Annotated in this window: 17 protein-coding genes and 1 tRNA gene; 9 read left to right on the top strand and 9 right to left on the bottom strand. The window is 71.5% G+C overall.

Features of this window, described 5'->3' with window-relative positions:
• The first annotated feature begins 231 nt into the window (after nt 1-231).
• Both OG406_RS19360 and OG406_RS19355 read left to right on the top strand, forming a co-directional pair.
• Nucleotides 232-807, top strand: coding sequence for a SigE family RNA polymerase sigma factor (locus OG406_RS19360; RefSeq protein WP_239155489.1), 576 nt, complete (start codon nt 232-234; stop codon nt 805-807).
• 83 nt (nt 808-890) lie between these two features.
• On the top strand, nt 891-1,928 hold the full coding sequence (locus OG406_RS19355; RefSeq protein WP_329186886.1) for a hypothetical protein: 1,038 nt from the start codon (nt 891-893) through the stop codon (nt 1,926-1,928).
• A 241-nt stretch (nt 1,929-2,169) separates the two neighbouring features.
• On the opposite strand, the gene OG406_RS19350 is transcribed toward OG406_RS19355, so the two are convergent.
• Together OG406_RS19350 and OG406_RS19345 are read right to left on the bottom strand one after the other, a co-directional pair.
• Complete coding sequence (locus tag OG406_RS19350; protein WP_327411048.1) at nt 2,170-3,087, bottom strand: SURF1 family protein; 918 nt, start codon at nt 3,085-3,087, stop codon at nt 2,170-2,172.
• Nucleotides 3,088-3,136: 49 nt separating this feature from the next.
• Nucleotides 3,137-3,511 carry a nuclear transport factor 2 family protein gene (locus tag OG406_RS19345; RefSeq protein WP_329186884.1) on the bottom strand — a complete coding sequence of 125 codons (375 nt, stop codon included), beginning with the start codon at nt 3,509-3,511 and terminating at the stop codon, nt 3,137-3,139.
• Nucleotides 3,512-3,683: 172 nt separating this feature from the next.
• Here OG406_RS19345 and OG406_RS19340 point away from each other — a divergent pair, with 172 nt between their 5' ends.
• Entirely contained in the window at nt 3,684-5,513 is a 1,830-nt protein-coding gene (locus OG406_RS19340; RefSeq protein WP_329186883.1) for a S9 family peptidase, read from the top strand.
• Between the two features lie 144 nt (nt 5,514-5,657).
• Here OG406_RS19340 and OG406_RS19335 read toward each other — a convergent pair whose 3' ends face one another.
• Nucleotides 5,658-7,652 carry an NAD-binding protein gene (locus OG406_RS19335; RefSeq protein WP_329190880.1) on the bottom strand — a complete coding sequence of 665 codons (1,995 nt, stop codon included), beginning with the start codon at nt 7,650-7,652 and terminating at the stop codon, nt 5,658-5,660.
• A gap of 244 nt (nt 7,653-7,896) precedes the next feature.
• Here OG406_RS19335 and OG406_RS19330 point away from each other — a divergent pair, with 244 nt between their 5' ends.
• Nucleotides 7,897-8,370 (top strand): carboxymuconolactone decarboxylase family protein, encoded by a 474-nt coding sequence (locus OG406_RS19330; protein ID WP_266615333.1) that lies wholly within the window; start codon nt 7,897-7,899, stop codon nt 8,368-8,370.
• Between the two features lie 703 nt (nt 8,371-9,073).
• A complete protein-coding gene (locus tag OG406_RS19325; RefSeq protein ID WP_329186880.1) occupies nt 9,074-9,772 on the top strand; it encodes a nuclease-related domain-containing protein in 699 nt (232 codons plus the stop codon).
• A gap of 178 nt (nt 9,773-9,950) precedes the next feature.
• Here OG406_RS19325 and OG406_RS19320 read toward each other — a convergent pair.
• From OG406_RS19320 to OG406_RS19310, 3 genes are all read right to left on the bottom strand, one after another.
• Nucleotides 9,951-10,024, bottom strand: a tRNA-Pro gene (locus OG406_RS19320).
• Nucleotides 10,025-10,052: 28 nt separating this feature from the next.
• A complete protein-coding gene (locus OG406_RS19315) occupies nt 10,053-10,853 on the bottom strand; it encodes a Pr6Pr family membrane protein (protein WP_329186879.1) in 801 nt (266 codons plus the stop codon).
• 284 nt (nt 10,854-11,137) lie between these two features.
• Nucleotides 11,138-12,064 (bottom strand): metallophosphoesterase, encoded by a 927-nt coding sequence (locus tag OG406_RS19310; protein WP_329186877.1) that lies wholly within the window; start codon nt 12,062-12,064, stop codon nt 11,138-11,140.
• A gap of 157 nt (nt 12,065-12,221) precedes the next feature.
• Between OG406_RS19310 and OG406_RS19305 the strand changes: the two genes are divergently transcribed.
• Nucleotides 12,222-12,686, top strand: coding sequence for a GatB/YqeY domain-containing protein (locus OG406_RS19305; protein ID WP_164372858.1), 465 nt, complete (start codon nt 12,222-12,224; stop codon nt 12,684-12,686).
• Between the two features lie 196 nt (nt 12,687-12,882).
• Here the strand turns inward: OG406_RS19305 and OG406_RS19300 are convergent, their stop codons facing one another.
• Nucleotides 12,883-15,210, bottom strand: coding sequence for a transglycosylase domain-containing protein (locus OG406_RS19300; RefSeq protein WP_164372859.1), 2,328 nt, complete (start codon nt 15,208-15,210; stop codon nt 12,883-12,885).
• A 406-nt stretch (nt 15,211-15,616) separates the two neighbouring features.
• On the opposite strand from OG406_RS19300, the gene wblA reads away from it, so the two are divergent.
• Complete coding sequence (wblA, locus tag OG406_RS19295; protein WP_028799159.1) at nt 15,617-15,955, top strand: transcriptional regulator WblA; 339 nt, start codon at nt 15,617-15,619, stop codon at nt 15,953-15,955.
• 398 nt (nt 15,956-16,353) lie between these two features.
• Here wblA and OG406_RS19290 read toward each other — a convergent pair whose 3' ends face one another.
• Together OG406_RS19290 and OG406_RS19285 are read right to left on the bottom strand one after the other, a co-directional pair.
• Nucleotides 16,354-17,742: an ArsA family ATPase gene (locus OG406_RS19290; RefSeq protein WP_329186873.1), complete on the bottom strand. Its 1,389-nt coding sequence runs from the start codon at nt 17,740-17,742 to the stop codon at nt 16,354-16,356.
• Nucleotides 17,739-18,716, bottom strand: coding sequence for an ArsA family ATPase (locus OG406_RS19285; RefSeq protein ID WP_081218517.1), 978 nt, complete (start codon nt 18,714-18,716; stop codon nt 17,739-17,741). The genes OG406_RS19290 and OG406_RS19285 overlap by 4 nt, the downstream gene beginning before the upstream one ends.
• A 140-nt stretch (nt 18,717-18,856) precedes the next feature.
• Here OG406_RS19285 and OG406_RS19280 point away from each other — a divergent pair, with 140 nt between their 5' ends.
• Together OG406_RS19280 and OG406_RS19275 are read left to right on the top strand one after the other, a co-directional pair.
• A complete protein-coding gene (locus OG406_RS19280) occupies nt 18,857-19,018 on the top strand; it encodes a DUF4177 domain-containing protein (protein ID WP_075033571.1) in 162 nt (53 codons plus the stop codon).
• Entirely contained in the window at nt 19,015-19,485 is a 471-nt protein-coding gene (locus OG406_RS19275) for a RidA family protein (RefSeq protein WP_081218518.1), read from the top strand. Before OG406_RS19280 ends, OG406_RS19275 begins: the two co-directional genes overlap by 4 nt.
• Nucleotides 19,486-19,589: the final 104 nt, after the last annotated feature.

Genomic DNA, 19,589 nt, shown 5'->3' with positions numbered 1-19,589 from the left:
GTCGCGCACGCCGTACGGCGTTCCGGCGGGCGGTCCAACGGGCGTACCGGAAGGTGGTGTTCAGGCCAAGATGACATCCGTCGCCAATGTGACGCCCGTCGCGTACAACCCTCCAGGGGGGACGTGTGTCCAACTGGCGTGGCAGAGGTACTCGAATTCACCGCGGTACAGACGAGGGGCACCGCCCTGCGTCCACCCCGCCGACTCCGCAGCCCCGGCGCGCCCGGCGGCATGCCGGTGATCGCGCCCATGCCTGCGACGCGGCCTACCCGCATTCCGGACCAGCGTGACGGCGCCGAGGACATCGCGGCGGCGGGCACGACCGTCGACCATCTCACCGAGACGTACCGGGCGCACTACCGCTCGCTCCTCGGTCTGGCGGCACTCCTCCTCGACGACACCGCCTCCTGCGAGGACGTCGTCCAGGAGGCCTTCATCCGGGTGCACTCGGCGCGCAAGCGCGTGCGGGACCCGGAGAAGACGCTCGCCTACCTGAGGCAGACCGTCGTCAACCTGTCGCGCTCGGCCCTGCGCCGTCGCATCCTCGGCCTCAAGCTCCTCTCGAAGCCGATGCCCGACATGGCGAGCGCCGAGGAAGGCGCCTACGACCAGTTGGAGCGCGACGCGCTGATCAAGGCGATGAAGGGACTCCAGCGCCGTCAGCGCGAGGTCCTCGTCCTGCGCTACTTCGCGGACATGACGGAGGCCCAGGTCGCCGAGACCCTCGGCGTCTCCCTGGGCTCCGTCAAGGCGTACGGCTCGCGCGGTATCGCCGCGCTCCGCGTCGCCATGGAGGCCCAGGCATGAGCGCCTCCGACGATCGGTGGCGTCCCGGCGACCCGGGGCGCCCGGAACCCGAGCACAAGCAATCGCACGCTGGGAACGGAACTGTGAACCACGGCCCAGACGAACAGCCCGACACGCACGGGCAGGACGGCCCGGCAGCCGAGGGGTTCGGCTCGGACGAGCTGGCGCTGCGCCGACTGCTGCACCAGGCGGTCGACACGATCGAACCCACCGACGGCACCCTGGCCCACCTGCGCCGCGCCGTGCCGGCCCGGCGGGCCCGCAAGCGCCAGGCCGTGGTCGGTATGGCCGCCGCCGCGCTCTTCATGGGCACGGCGATCCCGGCGGCGGTGCACGTCTCCAACTCCTCCGGGTCGGACGTCAACCCGTCCAACGCGGCCAACAGTTCCGCCGCCCAGGGCGGCGCGAGCCAGGACAAGGGCACGGGCACCGGCGACGGCAAGCAGGCCGGCGGCTCGGGCGGCACGTCCAAGGGCAAGGACTCCGGCGGCCGGACCGAGAAGCCGGACAAGGGCAAGGGCGCGGGCAGCGGTGCGGCCACGGGCGGTGCCGACCCGTCGGCGTCGGCCCTGAGCGCGGCCGCGTGCACGACGGAGCAGCTCGGCGGAGCCGCCGGCGCCACCGCCGGTCCGGACGCCGCGGGCGCCGTCTACGGCTCCTTCACCGTCTCGAACGTGTCCACCACCGCCTGCACGGTCACCGGCGCGGGCAGTTTCAACGCCACCGCCCAGGGCGCGGCGCAGCAGAGCAAGGTCGGCGTGGCGACGCACGTCGCGGGCGACGCGGCCGGCGGGCTGCCCGACCCCTCGGCGGAGGTGACCTCCCTGGTCCTGCAGCCGGGCGGCTCGTACGTGGTGAAGTTCGCCTGGGTGCCCTCGGAGACGTGCCCGACCATCCCGCCGTCCCCGGACCCGACGCCCACCGAGGGGGCCACCGACACCGGCGGCACGTCGTCGGAGGGAGTCGGTGCCGCGCCGCAGCTCTACACCGAGGACGGTGTGCAGGACGGCAGCGTCACCGTGTCCAGCACGGCGGCCACGGGAGGCGCGGGGGCCTCGGTGAGCGTGTCCAACGCCTGCGCCGGCACGGTCATCCACACCGGAATCCTGACGTCCGCCTGACCGGTCGCCGCCACCAGTGGCGGCGTCCGGCCACCGGCCGGCGCGGGAACCCGCTGCTCGTCGGCGGACACCGGCGGACGGGCCCGGCGCCCTCGCGGGCGTCGACGGCGCAGACGCCCGAGACTCGACAGACGGCCCTTTGCACCCGCCCGGCGGCGGATGTGCGAAGGGCCTTCGCGTTCACGGGCCGGCGGCGGTCGCGGGACGGGCCCGGCGTCCCCTCCGGGGGCCCGCGCGGTCGCTACGCGGTGGTGGAGGGTGTGGCGTCCGCGGCGGCTTCGTCACGAGCACCGTTTCCGTCACGGTCGACCGTGGTGACCTCGCCCTCGCCGTCGGTGTCGCCGGCACCCGTCTCCGGGACGGACGCGGATCCGGAGGCGTCGCCCTCCTCGGGGCCGGCGTCCGGGAACAGGCCCAGCTCGGCGTCGCGGGCGAACTCCACCTCGCGGCGCAGCAAACGGAACCACATGAAGACGACGAAGCCCGCGAAGACGAACCACTCGCCGGTGTAGCCGAGGTTCTGGAACGCCTTGAGGTCGAGCCCCGTGTTCTGCGGGGCGGCCGGCGGCACCGCCTTCATGCCGGCGTCGGCCTTGTCGAGGGTGATCCACGCGTCGTACGGGGTGTACGGCACCAGGTTCACCAGGGACGCGGCGCTGATCGCGGCGGTCTGCCCCGAGGGAAGTCCGCCGGCCGTGCTGACCCCGTTCGAGCCGGGGCTCTCGGAGGCCTGCAGCGCGCCCGTCACGGTGACCTCGCCGCCGGGGGCGGCCGGGGCCTTCGCCGGGTCGGCCGCACCGGGCAGCCAGCCGCGGACCACGGGCAGTGCCTTGCCGCCGTCCACACGCAGCAGCGTCAGGACGTAGAAGCCCTGCCTGCCGTCCAGTTCGCGGTCGGGCACGAGGAGCTGCTCGCCGTACCGGCCCGTCGCGAGGGTCTGCTTGCCGGACGTCTGCGTGGTCACGGGCAGCATGCCGGCCAGCGGCCTGGCGGGGTCCGTCTTGGCCGCCGAGGCCGCCTTGTCCGCCGTCCGGTGGTCCTGCACCCGGTCCTCGAAGCGCCCCAACTGCCATGACCCCATGAAGATGCAGAAGGGGATGGCCAACAGCACGAAGACGTTGATCCCCCACCAGCGGGGCGTCAGCAGGAACCGGTACACATCGTCCACGGTACGGTGCCGCCCCGCGGCACTCGGCCGTGGGGCCCGCTCAGTAGCGCTCCACGAGACGCTCCCGGCCCGCCGGAGGCTCGTACGGCTCGGGCCAGAAGTCCGTGACCGTCGTGATCCTGCCGTCCTCGCCGGCGGTGAAGAACGTGACCGCCTGCATCTCCTCCGGGCCCACCGTGAGACGGATCCACGAGACGGCGTGACCGGACTCGGCCACGACCCGCTCGATCCGCGCGTGCCAGTCGCCCGGGTACTCGCGGTTGAACGCGACGTAGCGCTCTCTGCCGCTGATGCGCTCCCGCGTCTGGGGCAGGGTGTAGATGACGTCCTCGGCGAGCAGGCCGGCGAAGGCCTCCCAGTCCCGGGCGTCGGCCGCGGCCCAGTAGCTCTCGACGGTGGTGCGCAGATCGGTCATGCCAGAAGTCTGCATCCCGCCACTGACACAGCGTCTGACCTGCGGGGACGTGACATCGGCGGGGCACGGTCCGGTCCGCGGCCGGGAGGCGTGGTGCTCGGCGGCGGGGGAGTTGTCCACAGGCTGGGGATCCCGTCGGCGCGCTGCGGCCCGGGCCAGGCACTATGGGGCCATGACTGAGAGCAGCAGGTCCACCGAGCAGCAGCAGGCCGACATGCCCGACTGGGAGAAGCGCTTCCGGGCACCCCGGGTGTCGCTGCCGGACTGGGCGGAGGACGCCCCGCACCGCTCCCTGTTCGTCTCGAACGCGACGGGGACGTACGAGCTGTACGCGTGGGACCGTGCGACGGGGGAGCAGCGCCAGGTCACCCACCGGGCGAACGGCACGACGGACGGCGTGCTCTCGCCCGACGGCGCGTGGATCTGGTGGTTCGACGACAAGGACGGCGACGAGTTCGGCATCTGGCGCCGCCGCCCCTTCGAGGCCCCCCTGGTCGACGGCGAGACCGACGAACCGGCCGTCCCCGATCTCGACGCCTCGTACCCCGCGGGCCTCGCCATCGGCCGCGACGGACGGACGGCCGTGGTCGGACGCTCGACGGACGACGACGGTTCGACGATCCACCTGGCGCGGGCCGGCGAGTCCCCGGTGGAGATCTACCGGCACCGCGAGTCGGCCGGCGTCGGCGACCTCGCGCACGACGGCTCGCTGATCGCGATCGAGCACACCGAGCACGGCGACGCGATGCACTCAGCGCTGCGGGTGCTGCGCCCGGACGGCTCCGCCGTCGCCGAGCTCGACGACACCGAGGACGGCACCGTCGAGCTGGGACTCGAAGTGCTGGGCTTCGCCCCGGTGGACGGGGACAGCCGACTGCTCATCGGACATCAGCGACGGGGCCGCTGGGAGCCCCTGGTGTGGGACGTGTCGACCGGCGAGCAGACCGACCTGGCCCTCGACCTCCCCGGTGACGTGGCCGCCGATTGGTATCCGGACGGCTCGGCCCTCCTCGTCGCCCACAGCTTCGAAGCCCGCAGCGACCTCTGGCGGTACGACCTCGCCACCGGCGAGCTGACCGAGGTCCCGACCCCGCCGGGCACGGTCTCGGGAGCGACGGCGCGCCCCGACGGCACCGTGGAGTACCTGTGGTCCTCGGCGGCCGAGCCGTCGGCGGTCCGCTCCACGACCGGCGCGGTCGTCCTGGACCCGCCCGGCCTGAAGTCCCCGGGGTCGGTCCCCGTGGAGGACGTCTGGGTCGAGGGGCCCGGCGGCCGCATCCACGCCCTGATCCAGAAGCCGGCCGGCACCACCGGTCCGCTCCCCACCGTCTTCGACATCCACGGCGGTCCGACCTGGCACGACAGCGACTCGTTCGCGGCGGGCCCGGCAGCCTGGGTCGACCACGGCTACGCGGTGGTCCGGGTCAACTACCGCGGCTCCACGGGCTACGGCCGTGCCTGGACGGACGCGCTCAAGCACCGCGTCGGCCTCATCGAGCTGGAGGACATCGAGGCGGTCCGCGCCTGGGCGGTGGACTCCGGTCTGGCCGACCCCGAGCGGCTGATCCTCACCGGCGGATCCTGGGGCGGCTACCTCACCCTCCTCGGCCTCGGCACGCAGCCCGACGCGTGGACGCTCGGCATCGCCGCCGTCCCGGTCGCCGACTACGTCACGGCGTACCACGACGAGATGGAGGCGCTGAAGGCGATGGACCGCACGCTGCTCGGCGGCACCCCGGAAGAGGTCCCCGAGCGCTTCGAGGCGTCCTCCCCGCTGACCTACGTCGACGCGGTGAAGGCCCCCGTCTACATCTCGGCCGGCGTGAACGACCCCCGCTGTCCCATCCGCCAGATCGACAACTACGTCACCCGCCTCGCCGCCCGCGAAGCCCCGCACGAGGTCTACCGCTACGACGCGGGCCACGGCTCCCTGGTCGTCGACGAACGCATCAAGCAGGTCCGCCTGGAACTGGACTTCGCGGAGAGGTACTTGGGGAAGTAGGCGGAGCTGGAGCTGTACCTCGCCGCTGTAGCTGTGCCTCGTGCCTTGTGGCTCTGGCTGGGGCACGGCTACGGATGCGCCCTGGGCGGCTCGGCCACGGCTCGCCCAGGGTGACCCGGCTACGCCCGCCCAGGGGCGACCCGGCTACGTCCCGGCCCGCCGCCGGGGACGCCGTCCGAGCAGTTCCGCGAGGCCGCGTCGGGTCGCCGCGAGGACCACACGGTCCTCGGGCTTCAGGACGTAGGTGGCGGGCAGGTCCCACACCAGACTGGGGCCGCGCGAGGAGGCCGCAGAAGCCGCCCGGCGCTGTCCCCGGGGCGCGGTGTCGAGGGCGAGGACCCGCCACGACCCGGCCCGGAACGCCTCACCCACCGTGCGCCCCTCCAACTGCGGATGGCCGCCCACGTCGATCGCGGCGAACAGCAGCACCCGCCGCTCGACCGGAATCGCCCCGAGGATCTGCCGGCCCATCATCGCCCCGGCGAACGCCGGCGCGGCCAGATGGGACACGCTGCGACTGCGGGTGAGCGCGCCGGGATGCGCGGCCCGCAGGGTGCGGTACACGGCGGTCGCGAAGTCGTCGTCGTACAGCCGCAGGACGACGCGCAGGTCGGGCTGCACGCTGCGGGCGTACAGCACGGCCTCCAGGTTCGTGGTGTCCGCGCTGGTCAGCGCCAGCAGCGCGTGGGCCCGGCGGATCTTGGCGGCCTCCAGCACGCCTTCCTGCGTCACGTCGCCCAGCACGACCGGCACGCGCAGGCGCCGGGCGAGTGCCAGCCCACGTGCCTCCGGATCGGCCTCGACGCACACCACGGGGATGTGCAGCTCCCGCAGCCGGGCCAGCACGCGGGTGCCGATCTTGCCGACGCCGAGCAGCACCACGTGCCCGGACAGACCGCGCGGCGGCTTGCGCAGCGCGGACCCGCTGCGGAACGTACCGAGCGCCTCCAGAACGGCGGCCAGCAGCACCGGCAGGAGCAGCAACCCGACCATGCCGGAGCAGAGTTGGAGGATCTGGCGCCCCAGTGGCTCGCCTATGGCCGGGTCGTTGATGGCGAACAGATCGAGCAGCGTCAGATACGTCGCCTGGAGCGGTCTCTCGCCGGTGACCAGCATCGAGGCGACGGCGAGCCCGACCACGCACGCGACGAGGCCGGCGAACGACCAGCGCAGCCGCCGCGAGAGCAGCGAACCGAAGGACGGGACGACGCCGCGACCGGAGGACAGTTCGGGACCGGCGTACGAGACGTTCTCCAGGACGACGGTGCCGCGCCCGGTGGCGCCGGCCACCGCCCCTTCGTCGGGCAGCAGTTGAGGTCCTTGGGATCCGCTGCCTTCCGAACCATCCGCGCCGGCAGGGTCGTTGGCCGTCGCGGACAGCAGGGCGAGGGTGCACAGTCCGGGATCGGCGACCTCGCCTGGGGCCGGCGGTGGCCGCTCGACCGCGCGGAGCATCAGCCCGTCGGTCTGGACGACCTTGCTGGTGCCGGCCACGGCGGTGGCGGCCAGCGCGGGGGCGGCGGTGTCGGCGTCGGACAGGACGGTGGTGGACGCGTCGTACACGTCACGGCCCGGGTCGCCGGGACCGCCGGGGTCTCCTGAGCTGCCGGGCCCCGGTGCCCCGGTGCGGAGCGGGGCTCCGGCGAGGGCGGAGGCCTGGTCGAGGAGGGCTTCGATGTGCTGTCCGAGGCGCCGGTTGTAGAGCCGCAGGACGAGCCGGATCCGCGGGTTGAGCCGTCGGGCGGTGAGGGCGGCACGGATGTTGGTCTCGTCGTCGTCGTACACGAGCGCCAGCGCGGCGGCCCGCTCGACCCCGGCGTCGCCGAGCACGTCCTCGGTCAACTCCGCTGCTTCCAGCACCCGTTCGGAACCGGGCGGCTCGCCGACGCGCGCACCCGCGAGGGCGGCGCCGTCCCCGCCCCCGTTCCCCCCATTGCCGTTCCCGTTGCCGGTCCCGGAGGCCCGGTTGACGGCAGCGGAGACGCGGTCGAACAGGGCGGTGGCCCGCGTCCGCCCGACCACCGGCGGCCGCACGCTCCGCTGCGCGGGCGGTACGACGAGGGTGACCTGTTCGCCGTAGACCCCGCGCAACTCGGCGGCCAGCCGGTGCGCCAGGGCGTCGTCACCGGCCACCACCATGTGAGCGGCGGCGGTGTCGGGCGAGGCGCTCGGAGACGGAAGGTTCACCACGGGAGAGAAGACTGCCGCACGGGCGCGGGCGGTTCCAGTGCCGGATGAGACCCGCCCGTCGCCGCTCGGTCCGCCGGGGCGAGACGCGGGTCACAGGCGGTGATGTCACAACGGGCGGGGTCCGTCCCGTCCAAGGGGTTGAAGCACCACGGGAAGCCACCGCATGTGCGGCACACGTGACATAGGAGAAGCCATGGAAGCCCGTCTGAACCTCTTCGCCAGCCCGGTCGCCGCGAAGTTCGGGAAGCACCTCAACGCGGCGGGCAAGGCGCTCGCCGACTCGACCCTGCCGGCCGCGACGCAGGAACTGGTGAAGCTCCGCGCCAGCCAGATCAACGGCTGCGGCTTCTGCACCGACATGCACACCAAGGACGCCGAACACGCCGGCGAGACGTCGGTACGCCTCAACCTGGTCGCGGCCTGGCGGGAGGCCACGGTGTTCACCGACGCCGAGCGCGCCGCCCTGGAACTGACGGAACAGGCCACCCGCATCGCCGACGCGGCGGGCGGCGTCACCGACGAGTGCTGGGCGAACGCCGCCAAGTACTACGACGAGGAGCAACTCGCCACTCTGGTCTGCGTCATCTCCCTCATCAACGCCTTCAACCGGGGCAACGTCATGATCCAGCAGCCCGCGGGCGGTTACCGGCCGGGGCAGTTCGCCTGAGGGGGCACGGCGGGGGGCCCGGTCGCCACCGTGCGACGGGGCCCCTGCCCAGTACGTTCTCCTCCCGCCCGCACGCCCGGGTCCCCGGGCGGGGAACCGCCCGCCCCCAGCGCGCCCTTGTGCGCGTCCTCCCCGCGCTGCTGCCATGGCGACATCGGCACCGACGAGGCCAGAGGGGGCAACCATGCTTCAGCTCACGGTCGTTCGATGGAATCGGTTCGGACACGACCGTCTCTACGCCAATCTTCCCGACGGCACGGCGGCAGGCTGGGCCGACCGCACGACGGGCACGATCACCGTCCTGCTCACGGACTATTTGGGCCCGGTGACGTCCGTCCTCGCACCGCACCTACCGGGAAACCGGCCGGACTCACCGGCAACGGAAGCCCCGTCGCACGCGGGAGCACCCCTCCGTGAGGGAGCGTCGTCCCGCAGGGGCGGGCCCTCCCCCGAGGGGGAACCGTCGCGTGCGGAGTCACCGTTCCGCGGGGGAGTGCTGTCCCGCGGGGGTGCACCGTTCTCCGAAGGGTCGGCATCGCACGGGGGCGCACCGTCCCGCCGGGCGGTGCCGGACTTCCGCGGCCGCCAGGGCGGCCTGCGCAACGCTCCGACACCGGAGGCAGGGCCGGCGGCGCCGACATCGGAGGCAGGGCCGGTACGGGATGCAGGGCCGGAGACGGAGGCGGCGGCGACGCCCCACCTCATGACCCCCACGAGCCCCACGGCCTCCACGACTCCCATGGCCCCGCTCCACCCACCCCTGACTCCGCCTCTCCCACCCCTGACCCCACTCGACGACCTGGCGGAGAACGCGCCCGGCACGGCACGCCGGCCGAGGATCGACGAGTCCTCGGCGGGTCCCGTCGCACGGGCCCTGGGCCGCATACTCGGGCGCCCGGCCGACGGGGACTCGTGGCGCAAGGGCGCGGGGGGCGAACGCCGCGTCGGCGCCGAACTCGACCGGCTGCGCCGGCACGGATGGTACGTCCTGCACTCCATCCCGTTGCCCGGGGACGTGGACCTCGACCACCTCCTGATCGGGCCCGGCGGAGTGTTCAGCATCAACACCAAGGACCACCCGGGAAAGCCGGTCTGGGTCGGCGACGACGCCGTGAAGGTCGACAACGGGGACCCCCGGCCGTACGCCCGCAGGAGCCGATCCGAAGCGGAGCGGGTCCAACGCGTCCTCGGCCACTACTGCGGCTTCACCGTCCCGGTCGACCCGGTCCTCGTCTTCGTCGGCATCACCGACCTGAAGGTCGAAGCGACCCAGCTCCGGGTGAGGGTCTACCGAGAACGCGAGGTCTCCTCCCTGGCCCCGCTGACCGGCGTCTGGACCCCGGCCCAGGTCACACGCATCCACACCGTCGCCCGCCACCGGAGGACCTGGCTGGAGGCTTGAGGGAGGGGACGGGGGATGGGTGATGGGGGCGGACTGAGGCAGGCCGCCCCCGGAGGTCAGGGCGGTCGCCCTTTGGCCGACGACTCTCAGGCGCCGGGCCGTCCCAGGAGTGCCCGCAGAAGCAGAAGGACCCCCTGTACTCAAGCGAGTACAGGGGGTCCTTCCGGTGATTTAGCTGTCGGGGTGGCGGGATTTGAACCCACGACCTCTTCGTCCCGAACGAAGCGCGCTGCCAAGCTGCGCTACACCCCGATCGTCGCTGCTCTCGCGGCGACGTCGTTTACTTTAGCCCACTGGTGCCCGGAGACGAAATCCGGTTTTCGAGGCCTCGTACGCGGCGTCGGACCGGGTCCGGGCGGACGTGGTCGACCGCGACGATGAGCAGGGCCAGGGCGTAGAAGGCCACGCCGAGGATGGCGGTGTTGCCGAGGACGCCGGCGTAGCCGTGGCGCTCCACGTCGACGAAGGGGTACAGGTAGCGGACCGGGTTTCCCGGCGGGATCGCCGCCCCGCGGGCCAGGGAGAAGACCAGGTAGGCGAGCGGGTAGAGCAGCCAGGTCACCGCGTTCCGGAACGCCAGCGGGGCCGGTCGTGTCAGCAGGAGCCAGTCGAGGACCACGGCGATCGGGGTCACCGTGTGCAGGAGATGGTTGGCCGCCGCATGCCAGCCGGAGAGCGTGTCGCCTCCTCCGGTCATGGAGAACGGGCTCGACTCGTTCGCCAGGAGCAGGTGGTACACCAGGCCCGTGATCGAGATGTAGATCAGCGTGCCGCCCGTCAGGACCCCGGGCAGGGGGCGCCGGGCCGACCAGGCCCGCCGGGCCGATGCCGCGAAGACCAGCGCGACCAGCAGGTTCGTCTGGATGGTGAAGTAGCTCAGCACCCGGACCGGGCTGCCCAGCTTCACGTCGATGGCCACGCCCGCCGCCGCCGCGAGCGCCACCAGGATGCGGAAGACCGCCGTGAACGGGCGGCGCGTGGGCGTGGCGACCGCCGTCGCCGGGACGAAGGAGACGAACGGCGGAGAGATACCCGGTATCGCGGGGAGATCGGGTATGTCCCGGGGCATGGGGGTGATCATGGCCCCACGCTAAGCGGATCGGTCGAATCGGGCGATATGGGATGCGGCGAGTGGGTGTCGTCGGAGTGGAGTGGTGCGGAGGGAGCTGCCCGGCGGGACCGAGCGCGGAGCTGGCTCCCGTGCAGGGGAGCGGGCTCCAGTGCAGCGGGGCGAGCTTCAGTACAAGGGGGCGGGCCGGCCGCTAGCTGTGCTGCCCGTGCTCCGGTACGGGACGATCGGCGGGCGTCCTCCGAAGGTGCCCCGGCGGGCCGCGGAGCGGTCCCGCCCCGCGTCGCCCGCGCTCCCTACTGGCGGGCCACCAACGTGAGCAGCGAAGCCTCCGGCGGGCACGCGAAGCGGACCGGGGTGTAGCGGTTCGTGCCGCAGCCCGCTGAGACGTGCATGTAGGAGGTCCGGCCCTCCGCCGTGTGCGTGGAGAGGCCCTTGACGCGGTCCGTGTCCAGGTCGCAGTTGGTCACGAAGGCGCCGTAGAAGGGGAGGCAGAGCTGGCCGCCGTGGGTGTGGCCCGCCAGGACCAGGGGATAGCCGTCGGCGGTGAACGCGTCCAGGGTGCGCAGGTACGGGGCGTGCACGACGCCCATCGAGAAGTCGGCGGACTCGGACGGGCCGCCGGCCACGCGTGCGTACCGGTCGCGCTTGATGTGCGGGTCGTCGAGGCCCGTCAGCTCGATCTCGGAGCCCTCTATCTTCAGCGTGCCCCGGGTGTTCGTCAGGTTGAGCCAGCCCGCGGTGTCGAAGCCGTCCCGCAGGTCCTCCCACGGGTTGTGGATGGCGCTCACCGCGGGCTTGTTGCCGTTCAGTCCGTGACGGCCCTGGGCCTTCTCGAACAAGTACCGTGCGGGGTTGCGGAGTTTGGGGCCGTAGTAGTCGTTCGAACCGAAGACGTACGCCCCCGGGAACTCCATCAGGGGGCCCAGCGCGTCCAGGACCTCGGGCACGCCCTCGGGGTCCGAGAGGTTGTCCCCGGTGTTGATCACGAAGTCGGGCCGCAGGCCGGCCAGGGAACGCAGCCAGCGCTGCTTCTTGCTCTGCCCGCCGACCATGTGGATGTCGGAGACCTGCAGGACGCGCAGCGGTCGCATGCCCGGGGGCAGGACCGGGACCGTCACCCGCCGGAGGCGGAAGGAACGGGCCTCGAACCCTGCCGAGTAGAGCAGACCGGCGGCGCCCACCGCCGTGATTCCCAGGGGTACTCCGTATCGCGCGCGCATACGTCCATCGTGTCAGACCCCGCCAAGTCCGCGTGCCCCCCTGTGGACAACCCCGTACGAAAGCGCGTGGCTTCTGCCGGGAGGGCGTTGGGGGACCGGCGGGCACGCTGCGAAATCAACGGGCGGCCACCTCACCGCACCTGCGACACTTGGCGGCATGACCACGCTCAAGTCGAAGTTGCAGGAAGACCTCAACGCCGCGATCAAGGGGCGCGACGAGCTGCGCTCCTCGACGCTCCGGCTCACCCTCTCCGCGATCACCAACGAGGAGGTCGCGGGCAAGACCAAGCGCGAGCTCTCCGACGACGAAGTGCAGAAGGTGATCACGCGCGAGGCCAAGAAGCGCCGTGAGGCCGCCGAGGCCTTCGCGCAGGGCGGGCGTGCCGAGTCGGCCGAGCGGGAGCGGGCGGAGGGCGAGGTGCTCGCCGCGTACCTGCCCAAGCAGCTGTCCGACGAGGAGCTCCAGCAGATCGTCGCGCAGGCGGTCGAGGAGGCGAAGGCCGCGGGCGCCGAGGGGCCGCGTGCCATGGGCCAGGTCATGAAGATCGTGAACCCGAAGGTGGCCGGTCAGGCCGAGGGCGGTCGTGTCGCCGCCATCGTGAAGCAGCTGCTCGCGGGCTGATCCGCAGCCGGGCCGCACCGTCGCGGGGGTCGTCATCCCACAAGCGGGGTGCGGTGCGTGGCGTGCGAGTACGTCGGCAGGCTGCGGAAAGGGCACCTTCGAGGCGAAGTGGGAAGCGCGTGTGCCGCTTCCTCCGCCACGAAGGTGCCCTTTTCCCTGACCGACGTCGGGACGCCGGGACGTCAGGGCCTACGGGTCAGCGCTGGCCGCCGTCCCCATTGCCGCCGTTGCCGTTCCCGCCGTTCCCGGTACCGCTGTTGCTGGTCCCCTGGATGAATCCCTCGGGAATGGAGAAGGAAGGCGTCGGGATGGTCCCACCGCCCCCGTCGTTCTGGCCGCTGATGGTGTTTCCGAGGGTGGTGGCGCCGTTGACGGTGCCGCCCGGAGTGCCGTTCTGGTCGCCGTTGCCGCCGTCGTCGCGGCCCTTGTCGCGGTTCTTGTCCTTGTCCTTGTCGAGGTCGGGGATGTCGACCTTGTTGAAGGACGGGGCGTCCTTGCCGACCAGCGCGCCCGTCATCAGGTCCCGCCAGATCGGTCCGGGGACCTCACCGCCGTAGACCTTGTCGTGGTAGACGCCGCCGATCGAGATGCCCACCATGTGGACCCGCTGGGAGGCGCTGCCGACCCAGACGGCGCCCGACAGGTTCGGCGTGTAGCCGACGAACCAGGCGTTCTTGCGCTCGTCGGTGGTACCGGTCTTACCGGCGTTGGCGCGGTCCGTGAGGCCGGCCTGCTGGCCCGTGCCGGAGTCGATCACGCCGCTCAGCAGGGTGCTGACGGTGTCCGCGGTCTTCTCCGACATGGCCCGCGAGCACGTCGACTTGGGCACTTCGAGGGACTTCTCGCGCTCACCGACCTGCTGGCTGATCGACTCGATGGCGATCGGCGTGCAGTACATGCCGCGGGACGCGAAGGCGGCGTACGCCGTGGCCATCGTGAGCGGCGAGATGCCCTTGGCGCCCAGGGCGATGGACGGCACCTGGGGGAGCTTGTCGCCGTTGCCCTGCACGACGCCGAGCTTGTCGATCTGGTTGATCACCGGGCAGAGGCCGATGTCGGAGATCATCTGCACGAAGTAGGTGTTGACCGACTTCGCCATCGCTTCCTTCAGCCGGTAGGGACCGACCTCGGAGGCGCTCTCGTTCGGGACGATCTCGTTCGACTGGTTCGTCCAGGGCTTGCTGCTGCAGGTCTGCACGGGGCTGGGGTACGGCATCTTGTTCGGCGACGAGTACTGCTGCGTCGCCGGCTTGCCCTGCTCCAGCGCCGCCGCGGCCACGAACGGCTTGAACGTCGAACCGGTCGGGAAGCCGTAGTTCGAGCCGCCCATGCCGTAGTTCACCGAGTAGTTGTACTCGGTCTCGTTCTTCCCGTAGCCGTACGGCTTCGACTGGCCCATTCCGAGGATCTTGCCGGTGCCGGGCTCGACCAGGGTGCCCGCCGCCGCGACCTTGTCGGACTTGTTGACGTGATCCTTTATCGAGGTCTGGATCGACTCCTGGGCCTGCGGGTCGAGCGTCGTACGGATCGTCAGACCGCCCTGGTTCCAGACCTTGGCGCGGGCCTCCCGCGTCTTGCCGAAGACCGGGTCGCTCTTGAAGACGTTCTCCACGTACTTGCAGAAGAAGCTGGCGCCCGCGACCGCCGTGATGCAGCCGTTCTTCGGCTCGCTGACGTGCAGTCCGAGCTTGGCCGCCTTGGCCTTGTCGGCCTCCTGCTGGGAGATGTCGTGCACCTCGGCCATGCGCTGCAGCACGGTGTTGCGGCGCTTGGTGGCCTCCTCCTCGTCGTTCACCGGGTCGTACCGGCTGGGCGACTGGACGATGCCCGCGAGGAGCGCCGACTCCTGGAGGTTCAGGTCCTTGGCGTGCTTGGAGAAGTAGCGCTGGGCGGCGGCCTCGACCCCGTAGGCCTGCTCGCCGAAGAACGTGATGTTCAGGTAGTTCTCGAGGATCTTCTTCTTGCCCAGCTTCTCTTCCAGCTGGATCGCGTACTTCAGCTCGCGGATCTTGCGGCCGATGGTCTGCTGGGTGGCCTGCGCGACCTTCGTCGGGTCGTCGCCGGCCTCCTCCACGAAGTAGTTCTTCACCAGCTGCTGGGTCAGGGTGGAGGCGCCCTGGGCCACTCCGCCGTTCTGCGCGTTCTGGTTGACCGCGCGCAGGATGCCCTTCAGGTCGACCGCGCCGTGCTGGTAGAAGCGCGAGTCCTCGATCGCGACGATCGCCTTCTGCATGTACGGCGACATGTCCTTGAGGTCGACCACCGTGCGGTCGCGCGAGTAGACCGTCGCGATCTGACCGCCTTTGCTGTCCAGGATCGTCGTCCGCTGGCTCAGCGCGGGACTCTTCAGGTTGTCCGGAATGTCGTCGAATCCCTGGACCGAACCCTTGGCCGCGAGGCCGAGCGCGCCGGCGGCGGGCAGGGCGATTCCGGCCATGACGGCGCCCGCGAGCACGCTGACACCGAGGAACTTGGCGGCCTGCTGCGTAGGGGACAGACCACCGCCCGAGCGCTTCTTTGGCATGAGGGCAGCCTACGTTCTCATTCGCCGGACACGCGTATATGCCTTGGCCTAAGCTGCTCTCAACTGTCACAGCAGTGCGGCTACGTATCAATACGTCCGGCGACCCCGAATCGTTCCGGACGTTCCACGATTGTTGTGGAGGGCGTGTCCGAATCAGCCTTGTGTGTCACCCGGCGTCCGTTGTGACTCAACTGAACTGTCCCGGTTTGCCGGGATCATCACGCATGTCCTCAGCTCACTCCCCCGGGTGATCTGCCGCTTACGCATAGTCCGTTCGGGCCATTCAAGATTGGGCCCGAAGGGGGTGTTGCGCTGTGCCCACCTTCCGTAACGTCCTCAACTGGCGGCGGTGAATATGCCGCTGCCGCCGTGGGGGAGCCTCGATTCGGGAGAGGACGGCGCCGGTATGGGCTGGGTAACCGACTGGAGTGCGCAGGCGGCCTGCCGCACTACCGATCCGGATGAACTGTTCGTTCAAGGAGCAGCGCAGAACAGGGCCAAGGCAGTGTGCACCGGATGTCCGGTACGCACGGAGTGCCTCGCCGATGCGCTCGACAATCGCGTCGAATTCGGCGTGTGGGGTGGCATGACCGAGCGGGAGCGCCGCGCATTGCTGCGCCGCCGGCCGACGGTCACCTCGTGGCGTCGCCTGCTGGAGACCGCGCGTACCGAGTACGAGCGCGGGGCGGGCCTGCTCCCTCTGGACGAGGAAGAGGTGTACGAGCGCTACGCGGCGGTGGGCTGAGGGCCGTTCACGGTCGCCCGCCCGGCGACCGGACCCCGAGGTGCCCCGCAGGCGGAGGACGTCGCGACGGCTGAGAGGCCGAGGTGTCCGAGCCGGCCATGGTGCCGGGGTGACCGCGGAGTGTTCGCGGTGCCGAGCCGGGACGAGGCGTGTCCGGGGGGAAGATCCGGGCGCGCACGGGGTGGGATGCCGTCCGCCGCCTCTCGTGTCACCGAGGCACGCCCGACGGGCGGTGCCGACGGTCGCGGTGTGCGGTGCGGATCGGGCTGATCGATGTCCATTCGGCTGTCCGCAGCCTCACCGGGGGCCCGCGGCGCCAGGGGGGCGAGGGCGTTGGGCGACGAACTCCGGGCGCCCTGAGGGCGAACGGGGTGCCGTTCGCCGCTGCCGTCCGCCGCTCAGCTCTCGGGCAGCTCCGGCTTGTGCGCCGCGAGCCGGTTCCCGATGTCCCGCAGTCCGGCCAGATCGTGTACATCGCCGGGCAGCGCCGCCACTTCCGCCACCGCGACCTCGGGATGGCGCGCGGCGAAGCGGTCACGCGTGCGCTGCTCGCGGGAGAGCAGCTGCATGCGCTCGGCGTGCAGCCTCAGCAGACCTGCGGTGAGCTGGTCGACGGAGCGCTCGGGGTCCGTGGCGGCGGAACCGTCGCTGTCGGGGGTGGTGTCCGTGGCGGCCGTCCTGGGCGGGGCGTCGGGGGAGCCTTCGTCAGGAGCTGCTGTCTCGGAAGCCGTTGAATCTGAACTGCCGTACGTGTCGGGAGAGTTACGAAGTCCAGCTTTCCCGTCCCCCTGATCGACAATGCGGGTGTCGGCAAGATTTTCCGCGATGGCGGATTCCTCGTCCTCCGCCGCGGCCGAATCAAGATCCTCCGCGGCGGAGAGCGCCCGCTCGGCGGACAACCGGGCCGCCCCGCTCCCGTGCACGCGGTTGAGCACCAGCCCCGCGAACGGCATGTCCTCGGCGGCCAGCCGCTGGACGAAGTACGCCGCCTCCCGCAACGCGTCCCGCTCCGGGGCCGCCACCACGAGGAAGGCGGTGCCGGGCGCCTGGAGCAGCTTGTACGTGGCGTCCGCGCGCGTGCGGAAACCGCCGAACGTGGTGTCCATCGCGGACACGAACGTCTGGACATCCTTCAGGAGTTGGCCCCCGAGGAGCTTGCCCAGGGTGCCGGTCATCATCGACATCCCGACGTTCAGGAACTTCATGCCGGCCCGGCCGCCCAGCTTCGCCGGTGCCGTCAGCAGCCGGATCAGCCGCCCGTCCAGGAAGGAACCTAGCCGCTTCGGGGCGTCCAGGAAGTCCAGTGCGGAGCGGGACGGCGGCGTGTCGACCACGATCAGGTCCCACTCGTCCCGGGCCCGCAGCTGGCCCAGCTTCTCCATCGCCATGTACTCCTGCGTGCCCGCGAAGCCCGCCGAAAGCGACTGGTAGAAGGGGTTGTTGAGGATGGCGGCCGCCCGCTCGCCGTCCGCGTGCGCCTCGACGATCTCGTCGAACGTCCGCTTCATGTCGAGCATCATCGCGTGCAACTCGCCGCTGCCCTCGACGCCCTTCACCCGGCGCGGGGTGTTGTCGAGCGAGTCGATGCCCATGGACTGCGCCAGTCGGCGCGCGGGGTCGATGGTGAGGACGACGACCTTGCGGCCGCGCTCCGCGGCGCGCAGCCCGAGAGCCGCCGCCGTGGTCGTCTTGCCGACGCCGCCCGAGCCGCAGCACACCACGATGCGGGTCTTCGGGTCGTCGAGCAGCGGGTCGAGGTCGAGGACACGAGCGGGGTCCAGACTCATGACATCCCTTGCTTCCGCAGCTGTGCGGCCAGTTCGTACAGACCGGCCAGGTCCATGCCCTCGGCGAGCAGCGGCAGTTCGTGCAGGGGCAGGCCCTGCTCGGCCAGCACGCTCCGCTGCTCGGTCTCCAGGGCGTGCCGCTCGGCGTACTCCTCCGCCTGTTCGAGCAGGGGGTCCACCAGCCGCTCGGCCAGTCCACCGCGGCGCGCGCCGCCGAGACCCGCCGCCGAGAGCGACTTGGCGATCGCCGTGCGCGGCGCGGTCTCCACGAGGGCCAGGTCGGTGTCGTCCAGGAGCGCCGGGCGAACCATGTTCATGACGATCCGGCCGACGGGGAGCTTCGCGGCGCGCAGCTCCGCGATCCCGTCCGCGGTCTCCTGTACGGGCATCTCCTCCAGCAGCGTCACCAGGTGGACCGCCGTCTCCGGCGACTTGAGGACCCGCATGACGGCCTGGGCCTGATTGTGTATCGGGCCGATCTTCGCGAGACCGGCGACCTCGTCGTTCACGTTCAGGAAGCGGGTGATGCGGCCCGTCGGGGGCGCGTCCATCACCACGTAGTCGTACGTGAAGCGGCCGCTCTTCTCCTTGCGCCGCACCGCCTCGCAGGCCTTGCCGGTGAGGAGGACGTCCCGCACACCGGGCGCGATGGTGGTCGCGAAGTCGATCGCGCCGAGCTTCTTGAGGGCCCGGCCGGCGCCGCCCAGTTTGTAGAACATCTGGAGGTAGTCCAGCAGCGCCAGTTCCGCGTCGATGGCGAGGGCGTACACCTCCCCGCCGCCCGGAGCGACGGCGATCTTCCTCTCCTCGTAGGGCAGCGCCTCCGTCTCGAAGAGCTGCGCGATGCCCTGTCTGCCCTCGACCTCGACGACGAGGGTGCGCTTGCCCTCTGTCGCGAGGGCGAGCGCTAGGGCTGCGGCCACCGTGGTCTTGCCGGTACCGCCCTTGCCGCTGACGACCTGGAGCCTGCTCACGTATTCGAGCCTAACCAGTCCGCGGCCGGAGTAAGCAGGAGGCTGTGGACAAGCTGCGTGCGGGACGGGGCGATGTGGCCGGATGCGGTGGGTCGCCCGGGGGCGGTGGGTGGTCCTCGGCAGCGGCTACAGTCGGCCGTATGACCAAGTGGGAATACGCAACCGTGCCGCTGCTCGTCCATGCCACGAAGCAGATTCTGGACACCTGGGGCGAGGACGGCTGGGAGCTCGTCCAGGTCGTGCCCGGGCCGAACAACCCCGAGCAGCTGGTGGCCTACCTGAAGCGCGAGAAGTCCGCATGAGCGGGGCGGTCGAGGCGAAGCTCGCCGAGCTCGGCCTGACGCTGCCCGGGGTGGTCCCGCCGCTGGCGGCCTACCAGCCCGCCGTGCAGTCCGGCGTGTACGTGTACACCGCCGGCCAGCTTCCGATGGTGGACGGGAAGCTTCCGGTCACCGGGAAGGTGGGCGCCGAGGTCACGGCCGAGGAGGCCAAGGAGCTGGCCCGGACGTGCGCGCTGAACGCCCTGGCGGCCGTGAAGTCGGTCGCGGGCGACCTGGACCGCATCGCGCGGGTCGTGAAGGTCGTGGGCTTCGTCGCCTCCGCGGCGGACTTCACCGGGCAGCCTGGCGTGCTGAACGGCGCGAGTGAGCTGCTGGGCGCGGTGCTCGGCGACAAGGGCGTCCACGCCCGGAGCGCGGTCGGGGTGGCCGTGCTGCCGCTGGACGCGCCGGTCGAGGTCGAGATCCAGGTGGAGCTCACGCACGCGTAGCCCTTCGGACGGGGCGCGGGCGCACTTATGGGTCCGGCGCGGCCCCTTCCGCCGGACGCCGGAGGGGCTGAGGAATCAGCCCCTTCCGGCGTTTGTGGAGCAAG

Source organism: Streptomyces sp. NBC_01428, from assembly GCF_036231965.1.
Lineage (GTDB): Bacteria > Actinomycetota > Actinomycetes > Streptomycetales > Streptomycetaceae > Streptomyces.
Note: the sequence above shows the minus strand (reverse complement) of the source record. Positions and strands in the feature narration are given on the sequence as shown.